This window comes from Dyadobacter sp. HNCC25DJ184, from assembly GCF_056895215.1.
In genome coordinates this window covers 81,050-102,436 of the sequence record NZ_JBXHAQ010000008.1, presented here as the reverse complement: position 1 = coordinate 102,436, position 21,387 = coordinate 81,050, and the positions used below count along the sequence as shown (strand labels likewise).

The 21,387-nt window shown below is 43.0% G+C and carries 20 protein-coding genes and 1 tRNA gene; 5 read left to right on the top strand and 16 right to left on the bottom strand.

Going from position 1 to position 21,387, the window contains the following annotated elements; genetic code table 11:
* Positions 1–255 precede the first annotated feature (255 nt).
* Positions 256–777 carry a CinA family protein gene (locus tag AC1XUD_RS13855; protein ID WP_483361611.1) on the top strand — a complete coding sequence of 174 codons (522 nt, stop codon included), beginning with the start codon at positions 256–258 and terminating at the stop codon, positions 775–777.
* A gap of 71 nt (positions 778–848) precedes the next feature.
* On the opposite strand, the gene AC1XUD_RS13850 is transcribed toward AC1XUD_RS13855, so the two are convergent.
* The 11 genes from AC1XUD_RS13850 to AC1XUD_RS13800 form a co-directional block, all read right to left on the bottom strand.
* Positions 849–1,394 carry a YciE/YciF ferroxidase family protein gene (locus AC1XUD_RS13850; RefSeq protein WP_483361610.1) on the bottom strand — a complete coding sequence of 182 codons (546 nt, stop codon included), beginning with the start codon at positions 1,392–1,394 and terminating at the stop codon, positions 849–851.
* A gap of 137 nt (positions 1,395–1,531) precedes the next feature.
* On the bottom strand, positions 1,532–3,721 hold the full coding sequence (locus AC1XUD_RS13845; protein ID WP_483361609.1) for a catalase: 2,190 nt from the start codon (positions 3,719–3,721) through the stop codon (positions 1,532–1,534).
* Positions 3,722–3,737: 16 nt separating this feature from the next.
* A complete protein-coding gene (locus AC1XUD_RS13840) occupies positions 3,738–4,289 on the bottom strand; it encodes a YciE/YciF ferroxidase family protein (protein ID WP_483361608.1) in 552 nt (183 codons plus the stop codon).
* 217 nt (positions 4,290–4,506) lie between these two features.
* Positions 4,507–5,229 (bottom strand): DUF3891 family protein, encoded by a 723-nt coding sequence (locus AC1XUD_RS13835; RefSeq protein ID WP_483361607.1) that lies wholly within the window; start codon positions 5,227–5,229, stop codon positions 4,507–4,509.
* A 20-nt stretch (positions 5,230–5,249) separates the two neighbouring features.
* Entirely contained in the window at positions 5,250–5,639 is a 390-nt protein-coding gene (locus AC1XUD_RS13830) for a response regulator (protein WP_483361606.1), read from the bottom strand.
* Positions 5,640–5,675: 36 nt separating this feature from the next.
* Positions 5,676–6,290 carry a hypothetical protein gene (locus tag AC1XUD_RS13825; protein WP_483361605.1) on the bottom strand — a complete coding sequence of 205 codons (615 nt, stop codon included), beginning with the start codon at positions 6,288–6,290 and terminating at the stop codon, positions 5,676–5,678.
* Between the two features lie 11 nt (positions 6,291–6,301).
* Positions 6,302–7,459, bottom strand: coding sequence for a zinc-dependent alcohol dehydrogenase (locus AC1XUD_RS13820; RefSeq protein ID WP_483361604.1), 1,158 nt, complete (start codon positions 7,457–7,459; stop codon positions 6,302–6,304).
* A gap of 1,119 nt (positions 7,460–8,578) precedes the next feature.
* Positions 8,579–9,019, bottom strand: coding sequence for a VOC family protein (locus AC1XUD_RS13815; RefSeq protein WP_483361603.1), 441 nt, complete (start codon positions 9,017–9,019; stop codon positions 8,579–8,581).
* A gap of 26 nt (positions 9,020–9,045) precedes the next feature.
* A complete protein-coding gene (locus tag AC1XUD_RS13810; RefSeq protein WP_483361602.1) occupies positions 9,046–9,546 on the bottom strand; it encodes an SRPBCC family protein in 501 nt (166 codons plus the stop codon).
* Complete coding sequence (locus AC1XUD_RS13805; protein ID WP_483361601.1) at positions 9,543–9,863, bottom strand: ArsR/SmtB family transcription factor; 321 nt, start codon at positions 9,861–9,863, stop codon at positions 9,543–9,545. Before AC1XUD_RS13805 ends, AC1XUD_RS13810 begins: the two co-directional genes overlap by 4 nt.
* Before the next feature lie 390 nt (positions 9,864–10,253).
* Positions 10,254–12,659, bottom strand: a complete 2,406-nt coding sequence (locus AC1XUD_RS13800; protein ID WP_483361600.1) for an ABC transporter permease — start codon at positions 12,657–12,659, stop codon at positions 10,254–10,256.
* A gap of 687 nt (positions 12,660–13,346) precedes the next feature.
* On the opposite strand from AC1XUD_RS13800, the gene AC1XUD_RS13795 reads away from it, so the two are divergent.
* A complete protein-coding gene (locus AC1XUD_RS13795; RefSeq protein WP_483361599.1) occupies positions 13,347–13,643 on the top strand; it encodes a hypothetical protein in 297 nt (98 codons plus the stop codon).
* A 17-nt stretch (positions 13,644–13,660) separates the two neighbouring features.
* Here AC1XUD_RS13795 and AC1XUD_RS13790 read toward each other — a convergent pair.
* Together AC1XUD_RS13790 and AC1XUD_RS13785 are read right to left on the bottom strand one after the other, a co-directional pair.
* Positions 13,661–13,747: transfer RNA gene (locus AC1XUD_RS13790), tRNA-Ser, on the bottom strand.
* 208 nt (positions 13,748–13,955) lie between these two features.
* Complete coding sequence (locus AC1XUD_RS13785; protein ID WP_483361598.1) at positions 13,956–14,537, bottom strand: DJ-1/PfpI family protein; 582 nt, start codon at positions 14,535–14,537, stop codon at positions 13,956–13,958.
* 206 nt (positions 14,538–14,743) lie between these two features.
* Between AC1XUD_RS13785 and AC1XUD_RS13780 the strand changes: the two genes are divergently transcribed.
* Complete coding sequence (locus tag AC1XUD_RS13780; protein WP_483361597.1) at positions 14,744–16,972, top strand: phosphocholine-specific phospholipase C; 2,229 nt, start codon at positions 14,744–14,746, stop codon at positions 16,970–16,972.
* Between the two features lie 56 nt (positions 16,973–17,028).
* Here AC1XUD_RS13780 and AC1XUD_RS13775 read toward each other — a convergent pair whose 3' ends face one another.
* Positions 17,029–17,484, bottom strand: a complete 456-nt coding sequence (locus tag AC1XUD_RS13775) for a hypothetical protein (protein ID WP_483361596.1) — start codon at positions 17,482–17,484, stop codon at positions 17,029–17,031.
* Between the two features lie 232 nt (positions 17,485–17,716).
* On the opposite strand from AC1XUD_RS13775, the gene AC1XUD_RS13770 reads away from it, so the two are divergent.
* The gene (locus tag AC1XUD_RS13770; RefSeq protein WP_483361595.1) at positions 17,717–17,932 is read left to right on the top strand and encodes a hypothetical protein; all 216 of its coding nucleotides are present in this window, start codon (positions 17,717–17,719) and stop codon (positions 17,930–17,932) included.
* A gap of 13 nt (positions 17,933–17,945) precedes the next feature.
* Here AC1XUD_RS13770 and AC1XUD_RS13765 read toward each other — a convergent pair whose 3' ends face one another.
* Entirely contained in the window at positions 17,946–19,676 is a 1,731-nt protein-coding gene (locus AC1XUD_RS13765) for a glycoside hydrolase family 9 protein (RefSeq protein ID WP_483361594.1), read from the bottom strand.
* Positions 19,677–19,938: 262 nt separating this feature from the next.
* On the opposite strand from AC1XUD_RS13765, the gene AC1XUD_RS13760 reads away from it, so the two are divergent.
* Positions 19,939–20,790, top strand: coding sequence for a pirin family protein (locus tag AC1XUD_RS13760; protein WP_483361593.1), 852 nt, complete (start codon positions 19,939–19,941; stop codon positions 20,788–20,790).
* Between the two features lie 150 nt (positions 20,791–20,940).
* Here the strand turns inward: AC1XUD_RS13760 and AC1XUD_RS13755 are convergent, their stop codons facing one another.
* Positions 20,941–21,354, bottom strand: a complete 414-nt coding sequence (locus AC1XUD_RS13755) for a Dabb family protein (RefSeq protein ID WP_483361592.1) — start codon at positions 21,352–21,354, stop codon at positions 20,941–20,943.
* Positions 21,355–21,387: the final 33 nt, after the last annotated feature.

Here is a 21,387-nt window from a genome sequence, read left to right as displayed (position 1 = left end):
TACCTGCATCATTAAATAATTTTTCCTGATCAATTTACCTATCTCAACAGTCTCCCATAATTGCAAGATAGCTGCATTGCAACTTGCATACCAGCAAAATCATATCTCGTCAGATTGGAATTTATGGAATGGTTTTTGTTAGTGGCCATAATGGTATCCAACTACCCTATTTAACGATTAGCACCGGAACGCAGCCCTTACGTTATTTTGATTACAACGTTAATTACAGTTTTCTAAACTTTTTCTCATAATAATATGCCTTCCAAAATTGTTGAATTATGCAGTCAGGTGATTAGCGATTATGGAATGACGGTCGCGTTCGCAGAAAGTGCTACTGCCGGGAGAATGGCAGCCGAGTTTTCGCTGACGGAAAATTCGGGTAATATACTTAAGGGTGGTCTGGTGTGCTATGACGCGTGCCTGAAAGAAGAAATTTTGGGAGTAAACCATACCTTGATAGAACAATATACCCCTGAATCAGAACAGGTCACAAAAGCCATGGCTTGTCATCTTCGGAAATTGATTAAATCTGATATTCAGGTGGCGGTAACCGGATTAATTTCTCCTGGCGGCAGCGAGAACGAAGACAAACCGGTAGGAACTATTTTTATTCACCTGATAATCTCGGGCCGCTCATTTGCCATCAGGAAAGTTTTTGATGGAAACCCGGAAGCAATAATGCTTCAGGCTGTAGATGTGACTGCGTCGGGTATCATCGCAGGTCTGCAGGTTGAGTCATCGGTACACAGCGAGTATATGGCGAAGGTTTTTGGTTAAATTTCATATTCCTATACCATAAAAAAGGAGCCCCCAATGGCTCCTTTTCCTTTTCACGCTACTATTCACTCTCACTCGGCACTAGCTTCCTCATTCACATACGTTTCTGCGAGCTCGGTCAACAAATGATCTGTCTCTCCTTCCTGATCCAAAGTCTGTTGGAGCAACGTGGCAGCGTCCTCGTAACCCAGAGTTCTGGCTATATTCCTAAGCGTGCCATACGAAGCGATTTCATAATGTTCCACCTTTTGAGCGGCCATAATCAAGCCGCAGTCGCGCACCATCGTACCTTTTTCAGTGCTATCAATTATTTCGGTCGCTTCTTCCAGCAACCCTTCCATGGCTGCGCATTTTTTGGCCTGCGCTTTTTCCCCAACCATTTCAAAAACCTGTTCAAGGGTTGCCGCATGTTGTTCAGTTTGGGTGGTATGCAATTCAAAAGCCGACTTCAATTCTTCAGAAGTTGTATTTTTTGACATCTTAGTCAAGGCTTTCGCGAGGTGCTTTTCAGCCCAATAGATATCTTTCAGGCCATCCACAAACAGCTCTTTTAATTTTTCGCTGTCTTGTTCTGTGATTTTATTAGCCGCTGCCTTTTTATTTTTAATCGTCTTCATTTTTCTTGTCTAATTATTTGGTTTTGAATTTGTTACTGCGTGATACTATTAAAAAAGTATACCAATTTTCGCATTGAACACTGCTCTTTGGAAAATAGCCGTCAGGTTCTATCACCGGACGGCATTTTTTTGGAAGATCATGCGGGGATTTTCCTTGGTTTTTCCCTCTCCCAGAACCTATGCTGTGATATGGCCAGTATGAACTTATCAGCAAGTGTTTCAGGGTCGTCTGAAACAATTAATCCCTCTTTTTTTACAGTTTCGTCCGAATATTCCGCTGGCAATTTTTTGCTGAAATAAGTCGCTTCCAAAACCTGCAGCGCCCCTGAGTCGGCCGCGATGGCTTTACAGTGTTTGAACGCTTCGTTCAGAAAATGAACCGCGTCCGCATCTGCCTCAACAGTAGCCACACTGTTTGTTCCGGATGGCACGTAAACCGCGTCATACAACACCGAAGCGGCAGTAAGGAAACTATGATCAACTGCAATCTGAGCATCATTCTCCGCCACAATATAATTGAGCCGCGGGGCAATGATCTCTACGGTAGCACCAGCCGCTTCAAGCGCGTCCTTCACGGTAGTTACGGACAATTCATCCACTCCATCCGCAGCCAGAAAAGCTACTTTACGCGTTTTAATACCGTCTTTGATCGTACCCGCCATACTCAATGCGTCGGATATAGTCACCGTTGCCTCAAAAGAATATGAATCGTAATCGGCAGGGTCTCCGTCAGCAGGGATGCTGTGATTAACCGGAAGTTCGGGATCCTGTGGAACGTGAATTCTCAAGTTGAATGCTACCTGAGAGGCAAGTCCTTTGTCAATCATCGACAAAATTCCCAGCATTCTGCGCCGGATGTCAACGGTTTTCACTTTTCCTAGTTCGAAACTTAATGCATCTACTATATGGTTTTTCTCGGGGTCAGACTGGCTGTTAAAGAAAAGTTTGGCCTGGCTGAAATGATCGAAAAAGCTCTTGCTTCGAGCGCGCACTTTTCGCGCATCAATTCTTTCAGGATAGGAGGTAAAACCGCCCTCTGCCGCTTTTGCCTGCGCCGGGTATCCGTTTCCAAGTGTATTCGGATTGTAACTCGACTTTCCTTTATTAATCGTCTGACGCATATACCCATCTCTCTGGTTATTACTAACCGGATTGATTGGACGGTTAATTGGGATTTCCTGAAAATTAGGACCTCCTAATCTGATTAGTTGCGTATCAGTATATGAAAACAACCTTCCTTGCAAAAGTGGATCGTTTGTAAAATCAATACCCGGCACAACGTGACCGACGTGAAACGCAACTTGCTCTGTTTCAGCGAAGAAGTTATCCGGATTCCGATTTAACGTCATCTTTCCAATAAGTTGAACCGGCACAAGCTCCTCCGGGATCAGTTTAGTCGGATCCAAAAGGTCGAACTCATATTTGAACTCATCTTCTTCTGGAATTATTTGAACCCCAAGTTCCCATTCGGGGAAATTGCCACTCTCAATCGCATCCCATAAATCGCGTCTGTGGAAATCGGGATCTTTGCCAGATATATTTTGTGCTTCGTCCCACGCAACGGAGTGAACACCCAGTAGTGGTTTCCAATGAAATTTCACAAAGTTTGAGACGCCTTCCGCATTAACAAAGCGGAATGTGTGCACGCCAAATCCTTCCATCATCCTATAGCTTCGCGGTAAAGCGCGGTCGCTCATTACCCACATAATCATATGTGCCGACTCCGGCATCAGCGAAATAAAATCCCAGAAGGTATCATGGGCTGAGGCCGCCTGTGGCATTTCATTATCAGGTTCAGGCTTTACAGCGTGAACCAAATCGGGAAATTTGATGGCATCCTGAATAAAAAATACAGGCATATTGTTACCTACCAGATCAAAATTGCCTTCCTGTGTGTAAAATTTGACGGCGAACCCACGTACGTCGCGTGCCAGATCTGTTGATCCTCTGGATCCTGCAACCGTTGAAAATCTTACAAACACCGGTGTCTCAATTGAAGCGTCATTAAGAAATCCTGCCTTTGTAACAGAAGCCAGCGGCTCATATAGTTTAAACACACCATGTGCTGCGGATCCCCTCGCGTGTACAACGCGCTCTGGTATACGTTCATGATCGAAATGGGTGATCTTTTCGCGAAGAATAAAATCCTCGAGCAAAGTGGAGCCCCTCTCACCTGATTTCAACGAATTCTGATCATCGTTGATGCGTACCCCGTGATTGGTGGTCATAAACTCTCCGGAGCTATCCGACTTATGCGCAGCCAGACCGGCTGTTTTTTCATTTTCCTGTTGTGGAGCCAAATTCTCCGAATCCTTTTTCGTCGCCATAGTATTCAAATTGTGATCAGGCTTCCTCAGAAGCTTTATAGTTTACATCATTTTCAGCCACTTCGGTCAGCAGCTGATCCGCCAGCTTTTCCTCATCCAAAGTTTCTGATAGTATTTCGGCAACATCTTCCAGACTTAGGGTCATTGCCAGTTGAACAAGGCCTCCATAAGTAGCTATTTCGTAGTGCTCCACTTTTTGAGCTGCCAGTATAATGCCCACATCACGCGTGGCTGTCCCTTCATCAGTGCTCTCAACAATCCCCTCCCCTTCCTTGGAAAGTCCCTCCATCGCATCGCATTTCTTTGCAATTGCTTCAACTCCTAACAGATCAAAAATTACTTCGAGGCGACTCACATGTTGCACGGTTTGCTCCAGATGGTCTTCAATTGCGCTGCTCAGCTTTTCGGAAGTAGCGGCCTCGATCATTTTAGGAAGCGACTTTACCAAATGGTTCTCAGCCCAGTATATATCGCGAAGACTGTCAAGAAATAATTCCATTAAGGCTGGCTCGGCACCGGCGGAAGTCTTAGTTTTAAATTTTGGTTCAGAACCTGTTTCGTTTTTCATATTGTTGATTATTATGTTTGAACCGATATAGGCAAATCCCATTCCCGCCCTTTAAAATTGAAATGTTCAATTAATTGCGTCACCGCGTTCGATAGATTATCGATTAAAAATTACCTTCTCAGCGAAAATATATGGATGGGGAGTGTTTTCCCCTTAACTATGAAACATGCTAATCCTGACCAATCTTTGCCTCCATATAATGCTGATAGTTAGAAAATTAACGTATACTCTTAGCGATTGTCAGCCTATGAAAATTTACCGTTGCGGAATGTAGTTTCATTTTGAAATCATGGTCACTTGAAAAGACAAGTTGCGAGATACACCAGCTTTCATAATTCACTTCAAAGGAATTTTCTTCAAACGGCCAGGGTTCAACAATCATCTCTCCATTATCAGCCAGACTAAGCTGATAAGCCACTCCATCCGGACCGTCGCTAATTTCCATTTTACGATTTTCCGGCTGAACCAGTCCCTGACATAATAGTAAGGAAAACGCATCGCAAAATTCAAGAAGATCGTAGCTGGCCGACGCCTCTTTTTGGCTGGTATTAGTCTCCTTGATCCAGGATTTCTCATTCTCAATTAGCCCGTTACAGTATTTTTTAGCACCCGGCTCATCGTCATAGAGAAAGCGAATATGCATGGAAGTCAGTATACCGATGTATCGCCCTTTGCTCAGAGCACGATCCAATAGTTCATCGCAATATTCGCTGTTGAAACGACTCGTTTTGAAGTTTTTCGGCCCTCCATTTTCATGGATCAATCCTGGCTTGTCGAGTTCGTCTTTTCCATCATCATGTTCTGCGGTCGCAATCAACGTTTCCACCCAACGCTTCGGTTGATTGTCCTTCTTCCAGTGAGCGCAGATCTGCGCAGCAAGTAGTCCATGAGACCTCTGCATAATTATCGACCATCCTTTTTCTGTGTATTTAACGATCATACCAATTCTTAGAACTTCCGTTATGCAATCATCAAATCTCTCAATTGCTCTACTAGAAATTGTAGTGATCCCGACTTCTCAAGGTATTTGTCAACGCCGATCTCATCTAACCTGGCGTGCCACTCGGGAGATACTGCACTTGAATAAATTACAATACATGAATGGTCGAATTCACTCAACTTCTTCAATTTGACCAGACATTCTCCGCCGTTTATTCTGGGTAAGGTAAGGTCCATGAAAACGAAAGCCGGTGAGTCGACATCGGAGTTTTGGAAATGCGATATGGCATGCTCGCAATCCGAAAAAGTCAGCAACTTCAATGGCTTTTCCAATTGAGCAAGCGCAATATCAAAGATCTCGTGATCGTCGTGATCATCATCTATCATTATGACTAAATTTTTATCTTTCATTTTGATGTTGATTAATCCTTAAAAGCTTTTTGATGATTATTCTCCAAGTATTCCTTCTGCAAGTAACTTCCACTGAACTTTAGAGAAGAAGGTTTTGGCGATTGCACCGTAAACAGCGTTTCTAACTTTATCCAAACCATTATCAGATTGCGTGTTGATCTCTATATTCTTGTCATAAATTCCGACAACAACCTTTTCCAGTTTTCTGGATACTGTAAAAGAGCTCGACGAACCTTGCTGGTAGAAATGAGCAATAGAATCGTCTTCCGGTTGAGTAGGATTGGAAACTGGTTTTACCCTAATACCGATACTTTCTTGATCTTCTTCTGATTGTTCGGCAACTTCTTCGACAATTACCCAATCGGCGCCGTCCCCGGATTCCGTTCCTGGGCCGATAATATCAATTTTAATATAATCTCCCTTTTTTACGACGGTGTCAAGTGCCGATCCTTCTTTGTTCACTAGCTTAAAACCTGCGAAATGCTTTCCAGCCAGATCTTCCCAGTGATTTACGTCTAGAAGGAGTTCCTTTGCGTTTCGGTAAGACAGTTTTGCAGCCTCAGTATTGACTTCGATCCTTTCACTCTCTACCGTAATATCTTTTCCTTTTGTCCCCTCAGGGATGATACCCGAATTATTATTAGCTTCCATAACCACGCCATTTACGGTTTCAGGACTACTTTCACACAATCTTCCTGCTTTTCATCGAAGATTTTATAGGCGTAAGTCGCTTCGATCAAAGGGAGAGAGTGAGAAATGATATCATCCAAAACGACTTTTTCGTCGTTCACAAGTCCGATCAATTGATCAATATAATTTAATACCGGTGCTTGCCCCTGTTTGATGGTAATACCCTTGTCAAAAATTCTGTGCAGAGGAAAATTATCGTACGGAGAACCATATACGCCCACAATCGATACTGTGCCCATGCGCCTTACTGCTTCAAAACACATGTCCAGGACTTTCATCGAACCTTTCTCAAAATTGATTGCAGCCCTTGCTTTGTCCAGCAAGTTACGTTCGGGTTCAAAGCCCACCGCATCCACGCAGACGTCCGCTCCTCGGCCTCCGGTCATATCCCGAATTGCCGCTACGACATCCACCTCGTGCGGATTTAAAGTGTCCACTTTATTTACCTTTCGAGCCCTTTCAAGTCTGTAGTTTACTGGGTCAATTGCAATCACACGACTTGCTCCGTTAATCCATGCAGCCTTTTGAGCCATTAAACCAACGGGCCCGGAACCGAAAATTGCAACCACTTCGCCACCTTTCAGTTGAGCCCAGTCTATTGCCGACCAGCCGGTCGGGAATATGTCTGTAAGAAACAATACCTGTTCATCGGTCATATTATCAGGAACTATCCTTGGACTGACGTCGGCATACGGAACTCTGACGTATTCTGCCTGCCCACCTGAATAACCTCCATATAAATCTGTGTAGCCAAACAGGCCAGCTCCTTTCTGGTCTAGCAGATTACCATTAGGTCCATAATGCTTGAAATTGGAATTCTCGCACGCAGGCGAAGCGCCGTGATCACAAAAGTAGCAATGACCGCAAGCGATTGGGAACGGAACTACTACCCTGTCGCCCTTTTTTAAGTTGTTAATGCCCATACCTACTTCTTCCACAATACCCATGAATTCATGACCCATTACCATAGGATCTTTTTGTGGAACAGCTCCACTCAGTATATGCAAGTCCGATCCGCAAATAGCGGTTGAAGTAACACGTAAAATGATGTCCCGCGCATCAAGAATTTGTGGATCTGGAACATTGTCCACTCTGATATCGCCTGGTTTGTGAAATACTGCAGCTCTCATGATAAATGGTCTTGATAAGTGTGTTGGATTATTTGTTGACACTACTACATTAAATAAACGTACCAGTGAAGTGCGCGACTAGCTCATTATCAGTCTCATTATTTTTTCAAACGGATTGATATATCATTCTGGGAAATTCGGGCATAATCTTGAAGGTTGCCTATTACCGACAGCAGAGCGCTGGTTACACGGCAGTCTGTTTATCACAGCCAAAGAGCGTTTTTGCCGCCCTTCAAAGAGGCTACTCGTAAAGAATTGCATGATTTCGGGGATCATTGTCGACCATATGGTGCCTTGAGTTACCAATACTAATTTCTTCAATTAAGCATCAATGCTGTCAAGCATATCTATTTTTGGCCGAACGACGACGACTGTCCCCGCGGACGTCCTGCGGTATTTGAAAATATATTGGTCCCAAGTAAAATATTCTTGTCTTTTTTAAAATCCGTTAAACCAAACGGTTCCCTCTTTGAGGAGTTTTTTGCGCCGTATATTTAGGACAATAGTCATATATGACGGATTAGATCATTTCCGAAAGCTTACTCCGATAGTCTCAGGCAAACATCTTTTCCAGTTGCTTACCAATAGTTAACCGCTCCGACTACGGTTCGAAGCACAAATTGACAAGATTCGAGTAGCAAGAAAAAAGATTGAAATTGAGCTGACCGATATATGCTCTCGGCTAGCAAGGTGGCTCGCGCGGGAAAAACAGAGCGTAGAAAATGTTTCAGCCTGTCAGACTACTTGGCCCGATCAAAAATTGTTCGGAGCCGCGCATTCCTGCCAATATTCAATCATTACTCTGATTGTTATTTTTAAATTTCTCAAATGAGCCTGGTTTGACAAAAAAGCCTTGGGCGGAAGTGCTGTAAGCATCAACAACTGCCTTCTGATCGATGGCCGTGGTAAAAAACACATAAGGGATACATTTCAGACTTAACTCAGAGTCTGTGTGAAAGTTTTGCCTGAGTTCCAGTCCGTTTAACCTTTGACCATCTTAAATTAAAATTTATGATTTGATCAAGGTTAGGTTAGCACTTTTCAGGCTGTCGATGCTGGAATGGTTGATTTTAACTTTACAACACTGGGCCCGACAAGAAGCAGGGCGCTTTTTTTCGGTTAAATTTGCTCGTTATAATTAGGATCAAATTCCACGATCCATTCAATACCAAATTTGTCTCTGAACATTCCGGCGTACGTACGCCAAGGACTATCGCCAATTGGCCCCTCAATGTCTCCACCTGCTGATAATCCGTTGAAAATTTTGTCTGCCTCTTCACGACTTTCTGCACTAATTGATATTTTAGACCTGTTTTCGTTTTCGTTTACCCGCCCCATAAATTCGGGAACATCATTGGCGATTAAAAGATTGTGTTTTCCTACAGGCAAGGCAATGGTCATTATTTTATTTGCCTCGTTCTCTGGCACAGGAAATTCAGGGCTTGACAGGTCTTTGAAACGGATGATCTTTGCGAAGTCTCCGCCAAAAACCGATTTGTAAAAAGTGAATGCTTCTTCAGCATTTCCATTGAAGTTGATCCAGGGATTGATTGTTCTCATGATTTCTATTTGAGTTTCTGATTTCCTTATAATTTTTCCGATATAGCTGTCAACAGATTTTCCAGGTTTTCTAATGTCATGGTAAACCCAATCTTAAAGCCCTCCAGTAATTTCTCCATTCGTTCAAACGATTCATTAAAAATTGTGATGCTCACTTTTGTTCTTCCATTTTGTTCGCTGAAAATATAATCCCATTCAGAACCCGGCAATTCGCGGTTTTCGTCTTTGTCTGCAAAGGAATTATACATTTTAAAATTTGTTTTGGGAGTAATGGACGTATACTCCTGAATTGACCAACGCTCTTGCCCGTCGGGACTTATCATCGCATAAAATCTCCTTCCTCCGACTTTAAAATCCATATATTTAGTTTTGGCGCGCATTGGAGCCGGTGCTCCCCATTGGTCCAATAGTTCCGGCTTGGTAAAAGCATCCCATACCAAAGAAAGTCCTGCATTAAACTCCCTGGTTATAAATACCGTTTTCGCGGCTTTGTCAACGTTAAAATCAAATAGCAAATCGTTGTTCATTTTCTCTGTTCTTTAATTGTTGATAATAGTTCGTCAAGTTGATTAAATTGAATTTCCCAGCTTTGCCTGAATTGGGCTAACCAATTGTCAAACTCCTGCATTTTTTTTGGATTAAAGTGATAATAGATCTCCCTGCCTTTCTGCTCAGGTTTAATCAATTCGCATTCGTGCAATACCTTAATATGTTTTGATACTGCCTGGCGGCTCATATCAAATTTTTCAGCCATTGCATTTGGTGTCAATGCCTGGATAGCGATTAACGTCAAAATAGCCCTGCGTGTTGGGTCTGATATGGCCTGGAATATATCTTGTTTCATTCTTTATTGTTTAATCTGCAACTCTCAGGTTGCAAATATATATGCAACTTTTTAGTTGCGCAAATATATTTGCGTTTTTTTCGAGGTATTATGATGGAAATAGACAGTTGAAGATAAATATGACTGTCGAGCAGAACTGGTAATGAAGTTCATTTGGAGGCTTGATTTCAGCTCGAGGCTGAAGCCAAGTTTGCGTAAAATCGGCCTGAATTCCCTGGTGTCTTCCCCTCCGCCTTTCTCAGCATCACCAATAGCCAATTTACCAATACGGAAGATGAAGCGAGGTCAGCAGATTTACTTATTCTTCGAACTTAGCCACACAAAAATATCTTTGATTATTTGAAACACTTTCGGTTTTTGAAAGATCAGAAAATTTCGATTTTGGGTTATCTAGTCGTGCCTCAAATTTTTAACAGGATTTCTTAACGCTGCTTTGATCGATTGAATCCCGAGCGTCCCAGCCGTAATAATTACTAAAACAACCCCAGTCAAGGCGTAGATCCACCAGTCTACTTCTATTTTATAAGCAAAATTGCTGATCCATTTTTGAGAAAAAAATGCCGCCACCGGCAGAGAAATCCAGAACGATATAAACACCAATTTTTGAAAATCTTTTATCAGCAAAAAGGTCAAATTAAATTCTGAGGCTCCAAGAACTTTCCGAATTCCGATTTCCTTCGTTCTGTTAACAATCGAAAAGGCCACAATACTAAACAGACCAAATCCTGACAAAGCAATGGTAATCGCGCAGAACAAAGCAAATATTTTGCTTGTGATCATGTCGGTTTTATGTAGCAAATTGAACCGGTCTTTGATAAAGGAATACTGGAAGGGGATTTCGGGGAGATGTTGTCTCCATAGAGCATTTACCTGATTTAAGGTTTGAAGTTTTGGCAGATCTGGTGAAAGTCTTATTACCATTTCAAACCGATGATATCCAACTTTCATGACCATTGGCTGAATTTTTTCGTGAAGTGAGCCAAAGTTGAAATCTTTGACAACACCAATTACTTTGTAGTTCAAATACACCGAATCACGTTCGTCCCTGTAGGAAAGCTCTGATCCTATTGATTCTGATCCTTTTGTATTCAGCTTGAATTGGTCGGCTGCGGTTTCATTTATAATTATTGACTCTTTTTCATTCTCATGGTTATCGGAGAAATTACGCCCTTGTACGAGGCTAAGCCCCATCGTTTCGATAAAGCCTTCATCAACTGTTAACCAATTGACGGCCCGGGCCAGTCTGCTATTTTCATCTCTGTCAGGAAAGGTAATGTTAGTTTTTACCCACCTCTTTTGAGATGGTGTGTAACCAGTCACGGAGACTTGTTCGACTCCAGGTAGTGCGAGTAGTTCATTTTTGAATCCACCAATTTTTTCCAATGAACCCAGCATGTAAGGATTTGAAAGTGCCACTGTATTTTCCTTATTGAATCCCAGGGACATGTCATTGATCAGGCCTACCTGCCGGTATGCCACTATGCTCAAAGTGATCATAATTGCAGAAATAGAAAATTGAAGGATAATAAGTCCTTTTCGCCAGTTCAGGACCGAGTCGTGCTGCCCCTTTTTCCCCTTCAGTGCATCGATCGTATGCAATCCTGATAGATAGAAAGAAGGATAAAAGCCCGCCAGTAAAGGGATACTAAGCATCAGTCCGCCCAAAAAGAGCAAGGTATTTCCCTGTATGATATCATTAAGAGACAGGTTTTTTGAAGTCAGCTCGTTAAATTCCTTTAAACCGACGGCCACAAGAATCAGAGAAATCAACAGTGAAACCACCGTGATTAAAAAAGTTTCAAGCAGAAACTGAAAGCGTAGCTGTATTCGCATGGCGCCCAATGCCTTTCGCACACCTACTTCTCTCAGTCTATTAAAGGAACCCGCCGTGTACAGATTGACAAAATTTGTTACAGTAATCAATATTAGCGCTGCGCATACGAGCAAAAGAGCGTAGATGTTTTCGATATTCCCTTTCAACGCATTGTCGTCATTCAACAATGGCGAAAAATGTATACTTGTGATAGGTTCCAAGTTAATCCTTCCCCTTTCGGAAGACGGATTTTGATCAATAGTACCAGATTTGGAATTGAGTTTGCTTGCAAAATTTCCAACATTGGTATTAGGTCTTAGAAGTACGTATGTATATACTTTACTTTCATCGTTCATCCATTCCTTGTGCTCGGTCGGAACTGTGGCAAATAACTGGGATGTAAAGTGGGACTGCTTTGGGAAATCATCAAAGACACCGGTAATGGTTAGCGGAATTCGCCCATCAATTAACAGGGGCTTCCCGAGAACTATGCTTTTTCTCCAATTTTCACCGAATATCTTTCTGGCGATACCCCTACTGATGATAATGGATGATGGATTTGCCAAACATTGTTCTTTGTTTCCAAGAAGAATCACAGGATTAAAGACTCTGGAGAAGCCTGCATCGGTATAGATGATTTCTTCTTTGAAGGCTTTCTTTTCAGAGAAAAGAAATACTTCGTCTTTTGCAAGCAGCCTTGCCATTGACTCTACCTCGGGAAGCTTTTGGGTTAAAACCGAACCGAGGTTCCCGCTGGTTGTAGCGGAATGATATTTTGTGCCATCAAGGTCGAGCGACGTAGTCAGGCGGAACATGCGATCCTTAAATCTATAGTGGCGATCAAATTGCAGTTCGTCAATGATGTATAGCCCGATGAATATCGAACCGCTCAGACCGGTGACCAATCCAAGAATATTAATCAAGCTGAGAAGCCGGTTCTTCAAGAGAGACCTCAGAGCTATTTTCATAAAATTGTATATCATGAGGATTTAACTTTAATTGAATATTGGTTAAATTAAATCTAGCAGTTTCCGCTAATTTGGAAGATCGCCAATTTGCGGCATAAAAATCTACTTTCTCAGTTACTCCATTTGAATATAATTACTGGATTTTCGTGGCAAACACATCAATTTCAAACGTGGATCAACCGTCTTAAACCTCGCTTGTTAAAAGAATATGGTCGGTAGCATTTGTTACTTCTATCAATACAACGATGGAAAGTTTGCCATATGTTTATGATTCAAAAGCAAAAAATCAGTCAACCTAATGGAGCTGACTGATTAATTAAGGATACAATTAAAAATTATGGATGCACAATAGCCCAGCCTTGCTGCTGCCGAATGATTATCTCTCCATTGCCACTAGGAACAAAGGAAGTAAAATCGAAGAGCTCGTCCCTACTACGCTTGCGCTCTCTGAGCGTATTTTCACATCGTTCCAAGTATGGCAACTTTGGCCTGCAGCCCCTTTAACAAACATACATAAGAATTGAAACAAGATCACCGATTCCCGTGCTGGTGTCAATTGGCCCCAAAAGTAACCTTTGGTTTACAACTTTACTTTTCACTCTTCGATCAATTCTATGAGCTTTACAGCCATAAAAAATTTGCAGCAACGCCTTACAAGCCAGATTACCATTCTAAACGGTTTCGGCGTCCTTTACCGGGGGAATGCTTGCTTTCAAAGATACCTTTGAGCAAAAGGCCGGTTTGTCACTAATTACCCAGGGAGTCAAAGGGAAAGGCGCGGTTTACTATAATGGTTTCCTTTCAGCAGACGACTACGAAGATGATATTACATTGACGCATACCGGGCAGACTGCTAACCTTGGCCGTGTATGTGGCCGTGAAACAGATTTTAGCAAGTGTAAAATCAGGGTTGCGAAATCTAAAATTAAAAAAGCACCAGACTTGCGCCTGATGCTTTATTGCGGTTTAAAAAAGTGTGAAGTTTTCACAACTCACTGATTTACAATTTATTCTCGCAGAGAGGAAGAGATTCGAACTCTCGATGCAGTTACCCACATACTACCTTTCCAGGGTAGCTCCTTCAACCACTCGGACACCTCTCTATTTGTGATTGTGGGTGCAAAGGTAAGAGTAATATCATCACAAACAAATCCATAATCAAGTTAAGGCATCATCCCAAGCAGAATTTCGCACGGTCTCGCAAGTTAACACAACGTTAATCTTTCCCAACTTTTCATCCTTAACCCTCCCCCTCTTTAACCCCAAACCCCTTCCTTCTTTTCACCCCTCCTCCCTTTTCATCCCTTATTACTAAACCCCCGAAATCACCATTCCCAATAATTTATAAAATTCCTTTAATATCGCCGGATGGCCAGGCCAGGCTGGAGAAGTGACCAAATTACCGTCGACTATGGCCTTATCAGCCGGAATATTCTTCCAGGTTCCGCCAGCCAGTTCGATATCAGGGCCGATAGCTACATACGCCGTCAGTGTCCGACCTTCCAATACTCTGGCCGCTGTCAATATCTGGATGCCGTGACATATGGCAGCAACCGGTTTATTAGCCTCAAAAAAGTATTGTGTGATTTCCAAAACCTTCTTATTCAGACGGGTATACTCAGGTGCGCGGCCTCCTGCTATGTATAAGCCGTCATAATCAGCGGGATTGACAGTCTCGAAATCCGCAGTAATCATAAACCGGTGACCGGGAGTCTCTTTGTAGGTCTGATCGCCCACGAAATCGTGAACCGCCGTTGGCACCGTATCTCCCTTTTTACGATCTGGAGCAAGTGTATCGACCTCCAACCCTACTGAAAGCATCGCCTGAAAAGGAACCATGGCTTCATAATCTTCAACATAGTCTCCGGCTAGCAATAAAATCTTTTTAGACATAATTGTAAAAAGTTTAGAATTTAAACACACTTAAACTTACAAATAAATAACCTACAATTTCGAGAAGAAATTGTCCAAATGATCGCCTTTTGGATCAAATTATTGCTACTCACTGAAATGGCATTTTTAATAAACTGCTAATATTGTTCAATAAGTAAAATCGCGGCAAATTGACTTATTTACTCAGCCAGATATATCAAAAAACAATGAGCAAATTAAACCGCCGGAAATTCATCAAACTTTCAGCAGGAGCCGCAGCAACAGGCACATTCCTGAATATGCTTCCTCCTTTGATTCAAAAAGCCTTGGCTGTCGAAGCCCACAATGCCACAAAATCTATTCAGGATGTCGAGCATATTGTGATTTTGATGCAGGAAAATCGGTCGTTTGATCATTATTTCGGTACGCTCAAAGGGGTTCGTGGGTTTGGCGACCGCTTCCCGATACCATTGGAAAGTGGCAAAAGGGCATTTTTCCAATCAGATGGAAAGAAGGAAGTTCCGCCCTACCGTGCTGATAAAAAGACAATGAATGCAGCCCTCGTCAACGGCACACCTCACGATTTCCCAGACACGCAGGCAGCGTGGAATCAGGGAAAATATGGCTACTGGCCATTGTTCAAGACGCCTTATTCCATGGCCTACTATACGCGTGACGAAATACCGTTTCAATATGCATTAGCAGAATCCTTCACGATTTCGGATGCATATCACTGCTCCATCGCGACTGGAACAGATCCTAATCGAATTGTATTTTGGTCGGGCTCGAATTTCGACCCGGAAAAAAGGAAACAGGGGATCAACTGCACGGATGCAGATTCGGAACCTTCCAATTTGCGGTGCTGGCCGGAATTTGATCCCAAAACCGGAAAACCGGGCCTAATGCCTGAGCCTGGATATCAATATCAGGGCTCTGACTTTAAATGGGATACGATTCCTGACGTGCTCGAAAAAGCCGGAGTAAGCTGGCGAATATATCAGGATCCGAACGATAACTGGGAAGGCGCCATGCACGGTTGCCTGGCATTTGAAAGCTTCCGAAAGGCTAAGCCGGGCTCGCCCATATATGAAAACGGAATGCGTCACTGGACGCTGGAAGATTTGAAAAACGATGTCAAAACCAAAAAGCTGCCTCAGGTAAGCTGGATATTGCCAAGCCAGCGCGATTCTGAACACCCAAGCGGGCCTTCGAGCCCCAACCGAGGCGGAGATTTTACACATCAGGTTTTAAGCGCAATTACTTCCAATCCTGAAGTGTGGAGCAAAACGGTATTCTTCCTGACATTTGATGAAAACGACGGATTATTTGACCATATCCCAGCCCCGGCCGTGCCTTCGTACAACCTTGACGGAACGCTGGCTGGTAAGTCGACAATCGATTTGAAAGGAATGTATTTCAACAATATCAAAGGCACTGAGCCGTTCCCGAATCCTTTTCACGCATCTCAAAAAAACAAAGATGGCTCGGTTCGTATGCGGGTATATCAGGACAAGCGGGATACTATTTCCGGAAATATCCGTCCATGGGGAATGGGGCCGCGGGTGCCTATGTACATCATTTCACCGTGGAGCAAAGGTGGCTGGGTTGACTCTCAAGTGGCTGATCATACCTCCGTCGGGCAGTTTTTGGAAAAAAGATTTGGGGTAACAGTGCCGGCAATCAGTCCCTGGCATCGTGCAGTAAGCAGCGACCTGAGTTCTGCGTTCGATTTTGTTACACCTAATGATCCGGTTCTACCTTCACTACCAGTGACTTCCAATTATGAGGCCATTGAAGAAGCCTCCAAAAAACTACCCAAAGCATCTGCTCCTGCTTCTCCTACCCCACTTTACCAGGAGAAGGGGATGCGGAAATCGCGTGCGCTGCCTTATCAATTGCATGTTCGGCAATCAGTTATGTCGAACAACAGCAGCATTAAGCTAACGTTCGATAATCCAGGAAAAGCTGGTGTCGTCTTTCATGTTTACGATCTCAAACATTTGGATAGAATTCCAAGAAGATACACCGTCGAAGCTGGGAAGAATCTGGAAGATATATGGGATACTAAATCGGACAAAGGCGAATATCAATTGGAAGTATATGGGCCAAACGGTTTCTTCCGAAGTTTTTCGGGCGTTGTGTCAAAACCCCAACCTGAGTTCCTCTTGTCGTATATACCGGCCTCCGGAAAACTCAGACTTCAAACCACCAATAAAACCAAAGCTACTTTGAAATCAATTTTGACATCAAACGCCTATGAATTTGAAGGTCCTTGGGAGTTGAATGTTGCACCAGGAAAATCTGTAAACAAAGAATGGTTACTTAACAAAAGCGGCAACTGGTATGATTTCTCAGTCCGGCTGGAAACACATCCCGAATTTCTTTTCCGTTTTGCCGGAAGGATGGAAACTGGCAAACCAGGAATTAGCGACCCGGCAATGGCAACGGAGATTTGAGAATCGCGATGATTTGTATACGATATTGTTAATGAGTAGGCTTTGATTTGAAGTGGCTAACGGAACATCGCTCCCCAGCCATCTTCCATATCATTGTCTTTGTCAAAGGTTGCAATCCATTCCGCAAAAACGATTCTGAATTCGTCTATGGTGTTGCGAAGTAAGTCCATATAACGCTTGTCAGAAATTGAAAATAACTCGCAGGTATAGGTGTGAACAATCAGCGCGCGCGCGGATAATTTTATCAAAACGGCATTTTCCATGCGCAAGGTATACATATTTCCTCCCTCAGCACCAGCGATTTTAGCAGGAATAGTAGCCGCATCGGTTAGCATGGCCTCTCGAAGGTATTGCAAATCCGCATCCTCAGGAATTGTATCAACTATGGAACGCACGATTCTAAAAATCTCTTTCCCTTTGCGCATAACAGGAAGCTGCTCTATCCTAATCTGCCCGTGTTGCAAATCATCGTCTGCATCCTGCCAATCGAAATTTTCGTCATCAAAGCTCATCCTAATGCTGGTGTTTTTAAACTATTAATAAAACTTTCACGCTGAACCTTTTGTAACTGATAACGAAGGGTACTGCTATTTTTAAACGTGTGAGCCAGTGTTGAAATTCAGAAAACGCCATGAGCGATGTCTGCATTGGTTAAATTTAGGAGTGAATTTCAGAAAGAAATTCTGGAATTCAAATTGATCAGGCATAAATATTGCAACAGATTTTCATTTAAATCTTATTATCATGAAAAAGAACGCAACATCAGAAAATGTAGAAGGAGGAAGCCCGTCTACTCCAACCAAGGCTAACGAGGAAAAATATAAAGACGATTCTGTAAAACCTTCTTCAGTTATCAAAAAGGACGCTATTAAAAAGTCTGAAAAGGGGAATATGAATAGTCAGAAAGGTTACAACGAAACACCAGCCAACGTACCGGTGAAGTCCTCAACCTCGAAATAAGTCCTGCAATACGCTACTTACCAACAACCGCCTCTATGGCGGCTGCCAGGTAAACCATCGGTGCATTCCAGTTGATGGCAATTTCGTTGGACGCATATGAGCAGTCGTCATCTGTAAAGCATTCGTCTGCAAACGTGCTTGTATAACTTTTGCATTTATCCTGCTGCCCTGGGTTTGGCCCTCCCGATAAAAGTCCCGGAACTGGATCTATAATCTTATCCGCCACGGATGGACGATGGTGTGGATGCATCACTCTTTTTGAACCAAAACCCGTTAAAAAACAATATCCCGTCGCATTTCTGCCGAGTAAATAGTCAAGATTCCCCAATGCCGCATCAAGGTATTTCTTTTGACCAGTGAATTTATAAACATTGATCAACAATATTCCCTGGTTGGCGGCTACTGAACTGCTTCCCCAGGAATAGTCTCTGATATTTCCACCCATCACTGTCTTATACAGTTGACTTTCAGAACCTTTCAGAAGCTGATCAGCATATGCGGTCAGTTTTGGAGCAATTAATTGTCCCAATGAACTTTTGTGTTGAAATCTTAAAATCGTATAATATCCCAATGTTTTTACCTGACTCCATGTAGGAACTTGAATCATGATTTCGCCCTTCCTCAATGTTTGCTGATATGCTTCCTCGCCCGTGGTCTGGTACAATTCTGCCGCTGCCCAAAACCATTCATCCGACAACTGACCGTCTCCATAAGCGCCTGTTACAATATCCGGATCGAAAGACATATTTAGTTTATCCTGATTATATTTAATATCCGGATTTTTAACCGCCCACGACCAAGCCGTCTCCGCTGCATTTCTACAACTGTCTGCCAAGCCGGGAAGCTGCTTCTCATATTTCCCAAATACCCTACTTGCCTGAGCCATAACAGCCGCAAAATCCAGCGTCGCGGCTGTTCCTTTTTGAACCACATATCTTGGTTGCTTGCATTCATCAGGCATAATCATGCCGTCAAATTTGGCATTGGTCAATTTGTGATATACCCCACCGTCAGCTGGATCCTGCATCGTCGCCATCCATCTCAGATTCCAGAGTACTTCATCTAAAATATCCGGTAAAGTGTTATTGCTTTCAGGAATATTGGTTTTCAAGCTCTTGCACATATCCGGAAAATCCTCATATAAAGACATGAGTGTGCCCATTGTGATTCCGGAATTGACGATGTACTTATTATAATCGCCCGCATCGTACCAGCCTTTGGAAGAACTAATAACAAAATTCTCTTTTCTTGAATCAGAAACTGCTGAAGTATGCATCAGGACCTGATCGTCCGGGTGGCCCGACTTTCTTGCCCATTTCCCTGCATACTTTTCTGGTAGGGCTGTTGAAGCGCGTTGAAAGTAAAACCCTTTTAAAGCTCCGGCGGCAACTGCCCAGTGAACATTTTTACCGATTTCAAAAGGTGCTGACTTCCCAACACCTTCGACGAAAATCTCATATTTGCCACTTTTAGTAAAAGTACTAAAATCGGCGATCCGGCCCTTTTTGCCTGAATATGGACTGGATTTTACGTCGCCCAATTTCCCAGAGAAAACAGTTTTGCCTGAAGTTATATCACGCACCACAAAAACTGTGCTCCCCTCTGCCATCACAACCGCCAGCTTCCCCTGCCCAGGATAAAACCCAACCTGATTCAACCGAATCTGATCAGAAACCCCCTGTGCAAATAAATCGAAACCCACAAAAACCAACGACCACAAAATCAAAACCTTTCCAATTCTCATAATAGAGCAATTTTAAAATTTGAAACAGTGCCAATATCCGACTGACTTGACACCCAGACCCAGGAACTCCCCTCTTATCCCTTCCTCCGTTTCCCCCTTCTTCCCAAAAGCAAACCAACTCCTCTTTCTATCCAAAAACATCCTAAATCTCCTCCCACTATACCAAACGATAGTACTATACTTTATTATATTACTAACTAAAATATAGTGCAATGTGTTATCTTTGTGCAAGATTCTAAAAATCGGAAAAAGAAATCAGATCATGGAAACCAAACTAATAGAGAAAATAGTTTTTGCGCCCGAGCATGCAATGGGCGATATGACTGTACGCCAATCTTTACCTTCTAGTCAGCTCGAATATTTGGATCCGTTTGTGCTGCTACACCATGGTATTAATGAGATCCCCGAGGATTTTCATCAAAACCGGGAAGGCGTAGGCCCGCATCCACACCGTGGGTTTGCACCTGTAACATTCGTTTTTGAAGGTGGTGTGCATCATCAGGACAGCCGTGGCAACAAGGGAACTGTCTTGAAAGGCGGCGTTCAGTGGATGAATGCAGGGATGGGAATTATTCATAGCGAAAGGCCTGCGATAGCTGGTAATCAGGAGATTATCCAAATGTGGGTCAATATGCCGGCGAAAAACAAGAAAGATCAGCCAAGTTATTATCCACTGACAAATGAAGAAACACCAAAATATATATCGGGCGACGGGCTGGTTGAAGCGGGCGTCGTAAGCGGAGAATTATTCGGGATTAAAGGTCCGATTCCAACTTTGAGTCCCATCAATTCCGCGATGATTCGGGGCAAAGAAGGTGGTAAATTTGAGATTAGCATCCCGGAAGGACACCATTCATTTTTATATATCCTTGATGGAGCGGTTAAAATAAACGGGAAGGATATCACCCGGTTCCATCAGATCGTTTTCTCAACTTCAGGCGAAACGATTGACGTAGAAGTTACGGCAGATATGAAAGCTTTGTTCATGAGCGGTGAACCAATCGGCGAAGAGATTTTCGCCCGCGGTCCCTTTGTTTTGAATAAAGAAATAGAAGTAATGGAAGCTTACCGCGACTATCGTATGGGCAAAATGGGCGTCCTGATTGAAGACTAGGAATAAGCCGTCTTGATATTATGTCTGATTAACAGAACGTAATTTCAAGGCGGCTTTTTTATCTACCTGATATTTAGTCCGGTAGTGGTCAGGAATTGTCAGGGGACGCCAAGTTATATATGTGTCGCATACCTTGGCGGCAATCGAATTCTAATTTACCTTTTTAGGGCCAACCGAATCGTATATGACCACCTTTTCCCATAGATGGGAGTAGTCTTTTATAAATTCAAGATGAATCGGGTCGGTTTGATAGATCTCCTCTTCAATGATATTCTTAAAAAAACACATCCACGATATCGCGTAATCCTTCACAATCACCTCGCGGCTTGTATTCGCAGGCTTGCCGATATGGGCATATTGAATGGATGGAACCTTGGACAACTTGTGAAGACCTTCCAGCAACTTGGCTTCATCCTGCGCATTGTTGGGGTTTTTCAGATAGAAAAACACATGATGAATGAAGAGCTCCTTGGTCCTTTCCGGCTCTGCGATGGGTAATGTCGTAACGGCAAGAGAAGCGAGTCCTGCCTTTTTGAAAAATTTCCTTCTTGATGGGTTGCTCATAAAATAGTTGTTCCAGCGATTCAATTGCTAAAA

Coding starts and splice junctions, on each gene's coding strand:
- AC1XUD_RS13765 (WP_483361594.1), bottom strand. CDS start 19,676: ATGAGAATTGGAAAGGTTTTGATTTTGTGGTCGTTGGTTTTTGTGGGT.
- AC1XUD_RS13820 (WP_483361604.1), bottom strand. CDS start 7,459: ATGAGAGCTGCAGTATTTCACAAACCAGGCGATATCAGAGTGGACAAT.
- AC1XUD_RS13850 (WP_483361610.1), bottom strand. CDS start 1,394: ATGAAGACGATTAAAAATAAAAAGGCAGCGGCTAATAAAATCACAGAA.
- AC1XUD_RS13815 (WP_483361603.1), bottom strand. CDS start 9,019: ATGAGAACAATCAATCCCTGGATCAACTTCAATGGAAATGCTGAAGAA.
- AC1XUD_RS13770 (WP_483361595.1), top strand. CDS start 17,717: ATGAAAAAGAACGCAACATCAGAAAATGTAGAAGGAGGAAGCCCGTCT.
- AC1XUD_RS13840 (WP_483361608.1), bottom strand. CDS start 4,289: ATGAAAAACGAAACAGGTTCTGAACCAAAATTTAAAACTAAGACTTCC.
- AC1XUD_RS13775 (WP_483361596.1), bottom strand. CDS start 17,484: ATGAGCTTTGATGACGAAAATTTCGATTGGCAGGATGCAGACGATGAT.
- AC1XUD_RS13845 (WP_483361609.1), bottom strand. CDS start 3,721: ATGGCGACGAAAAAGGATTCGGAGAATTTGGCTCCACAACAGGAAAAT.
- AC1XUD_RS13760 (WP_483361593.1), top strand. CDS start 19,939: ATGGAAACCAAACTAATAGAGAAAATAGTTTTTGCGCCCGAGCATGCA.
- AC1XUD_RS13800 (WP_483361600.1), bottom strand. CDS start 12,659: ATGATATACAATTTTATGAAAATAGCTCTGAGGTCTCTCTTGAAGAAC.
- AC1XUD_RS13780 (WP_483361597.1), top strand. CDS start 14,744: ATGAGCAAATTAAACCGCCGGAAATTCATCAAACTTTCAGCAGGAGCC.
- AC1XUD_RS13795 (WP_483361599.1), top strand. CDS start 13,347: ATGCTTGCTTTCAAAGATACCTTTGAGCAAAAGGCCGGTTTGTCACTA.
- AC1XUD_RS13805 (WP_483361601.1), bottom strand. CDS start 9,863: ATGAAACAAGATATATTCCAGGCCATATCAGACCCAACACGCAGGGCT.
- AC1XUD_RS13810 (WP_483361602.1), bottom strand. CDS start 9,546: ATGAACAACGATTTGCTATTTGATTTTAACGTTGACAAAGCCGCGAAA.
- AC1XUD_RS13755 (WP_483361592.1), bottom strand. CDS start 21,354: ATGAGCAACCCATCAAGAAGGAAATTTTTCAAAAAGGCAGGACTCGCT.
- AC1XUD_RS13855 (WP_483361611.1), top strand. CDS start 256: ATGCCTTCCAAAATTGTTGAATTATGCAGTCAGGTGATTAGCGATTAT.
- AC1XUD_RS13785 (WP_483361598.1), bottom strand. CDS start 14,537: ATGTCTAAAAAGATTTTATTGCTAGCCGGAGACTATGTTGAAGATTAT.
- AC1XUD_RS13835 (WP_483361607.1), bottom strand. CDS start 5,229: ATGATCGTTAAATACACAGAAAAAGGATGGTCGATAATTATGCAGAGG.
- AC1XUD_RS13825 (WP_483361605.1), bottom strand. CDS start 6,290: ATGGAAGCTAATAATAATTCGGGTATCATCCCTGAGGGGACAAAAGGA.
- AC1XUD_RS13830 (WP_483361606.1), bottom strand. CDS start 5,639: ATGAAAGATAAAAATTTAGTCATAATGATAGATGATGATCACGACGAT.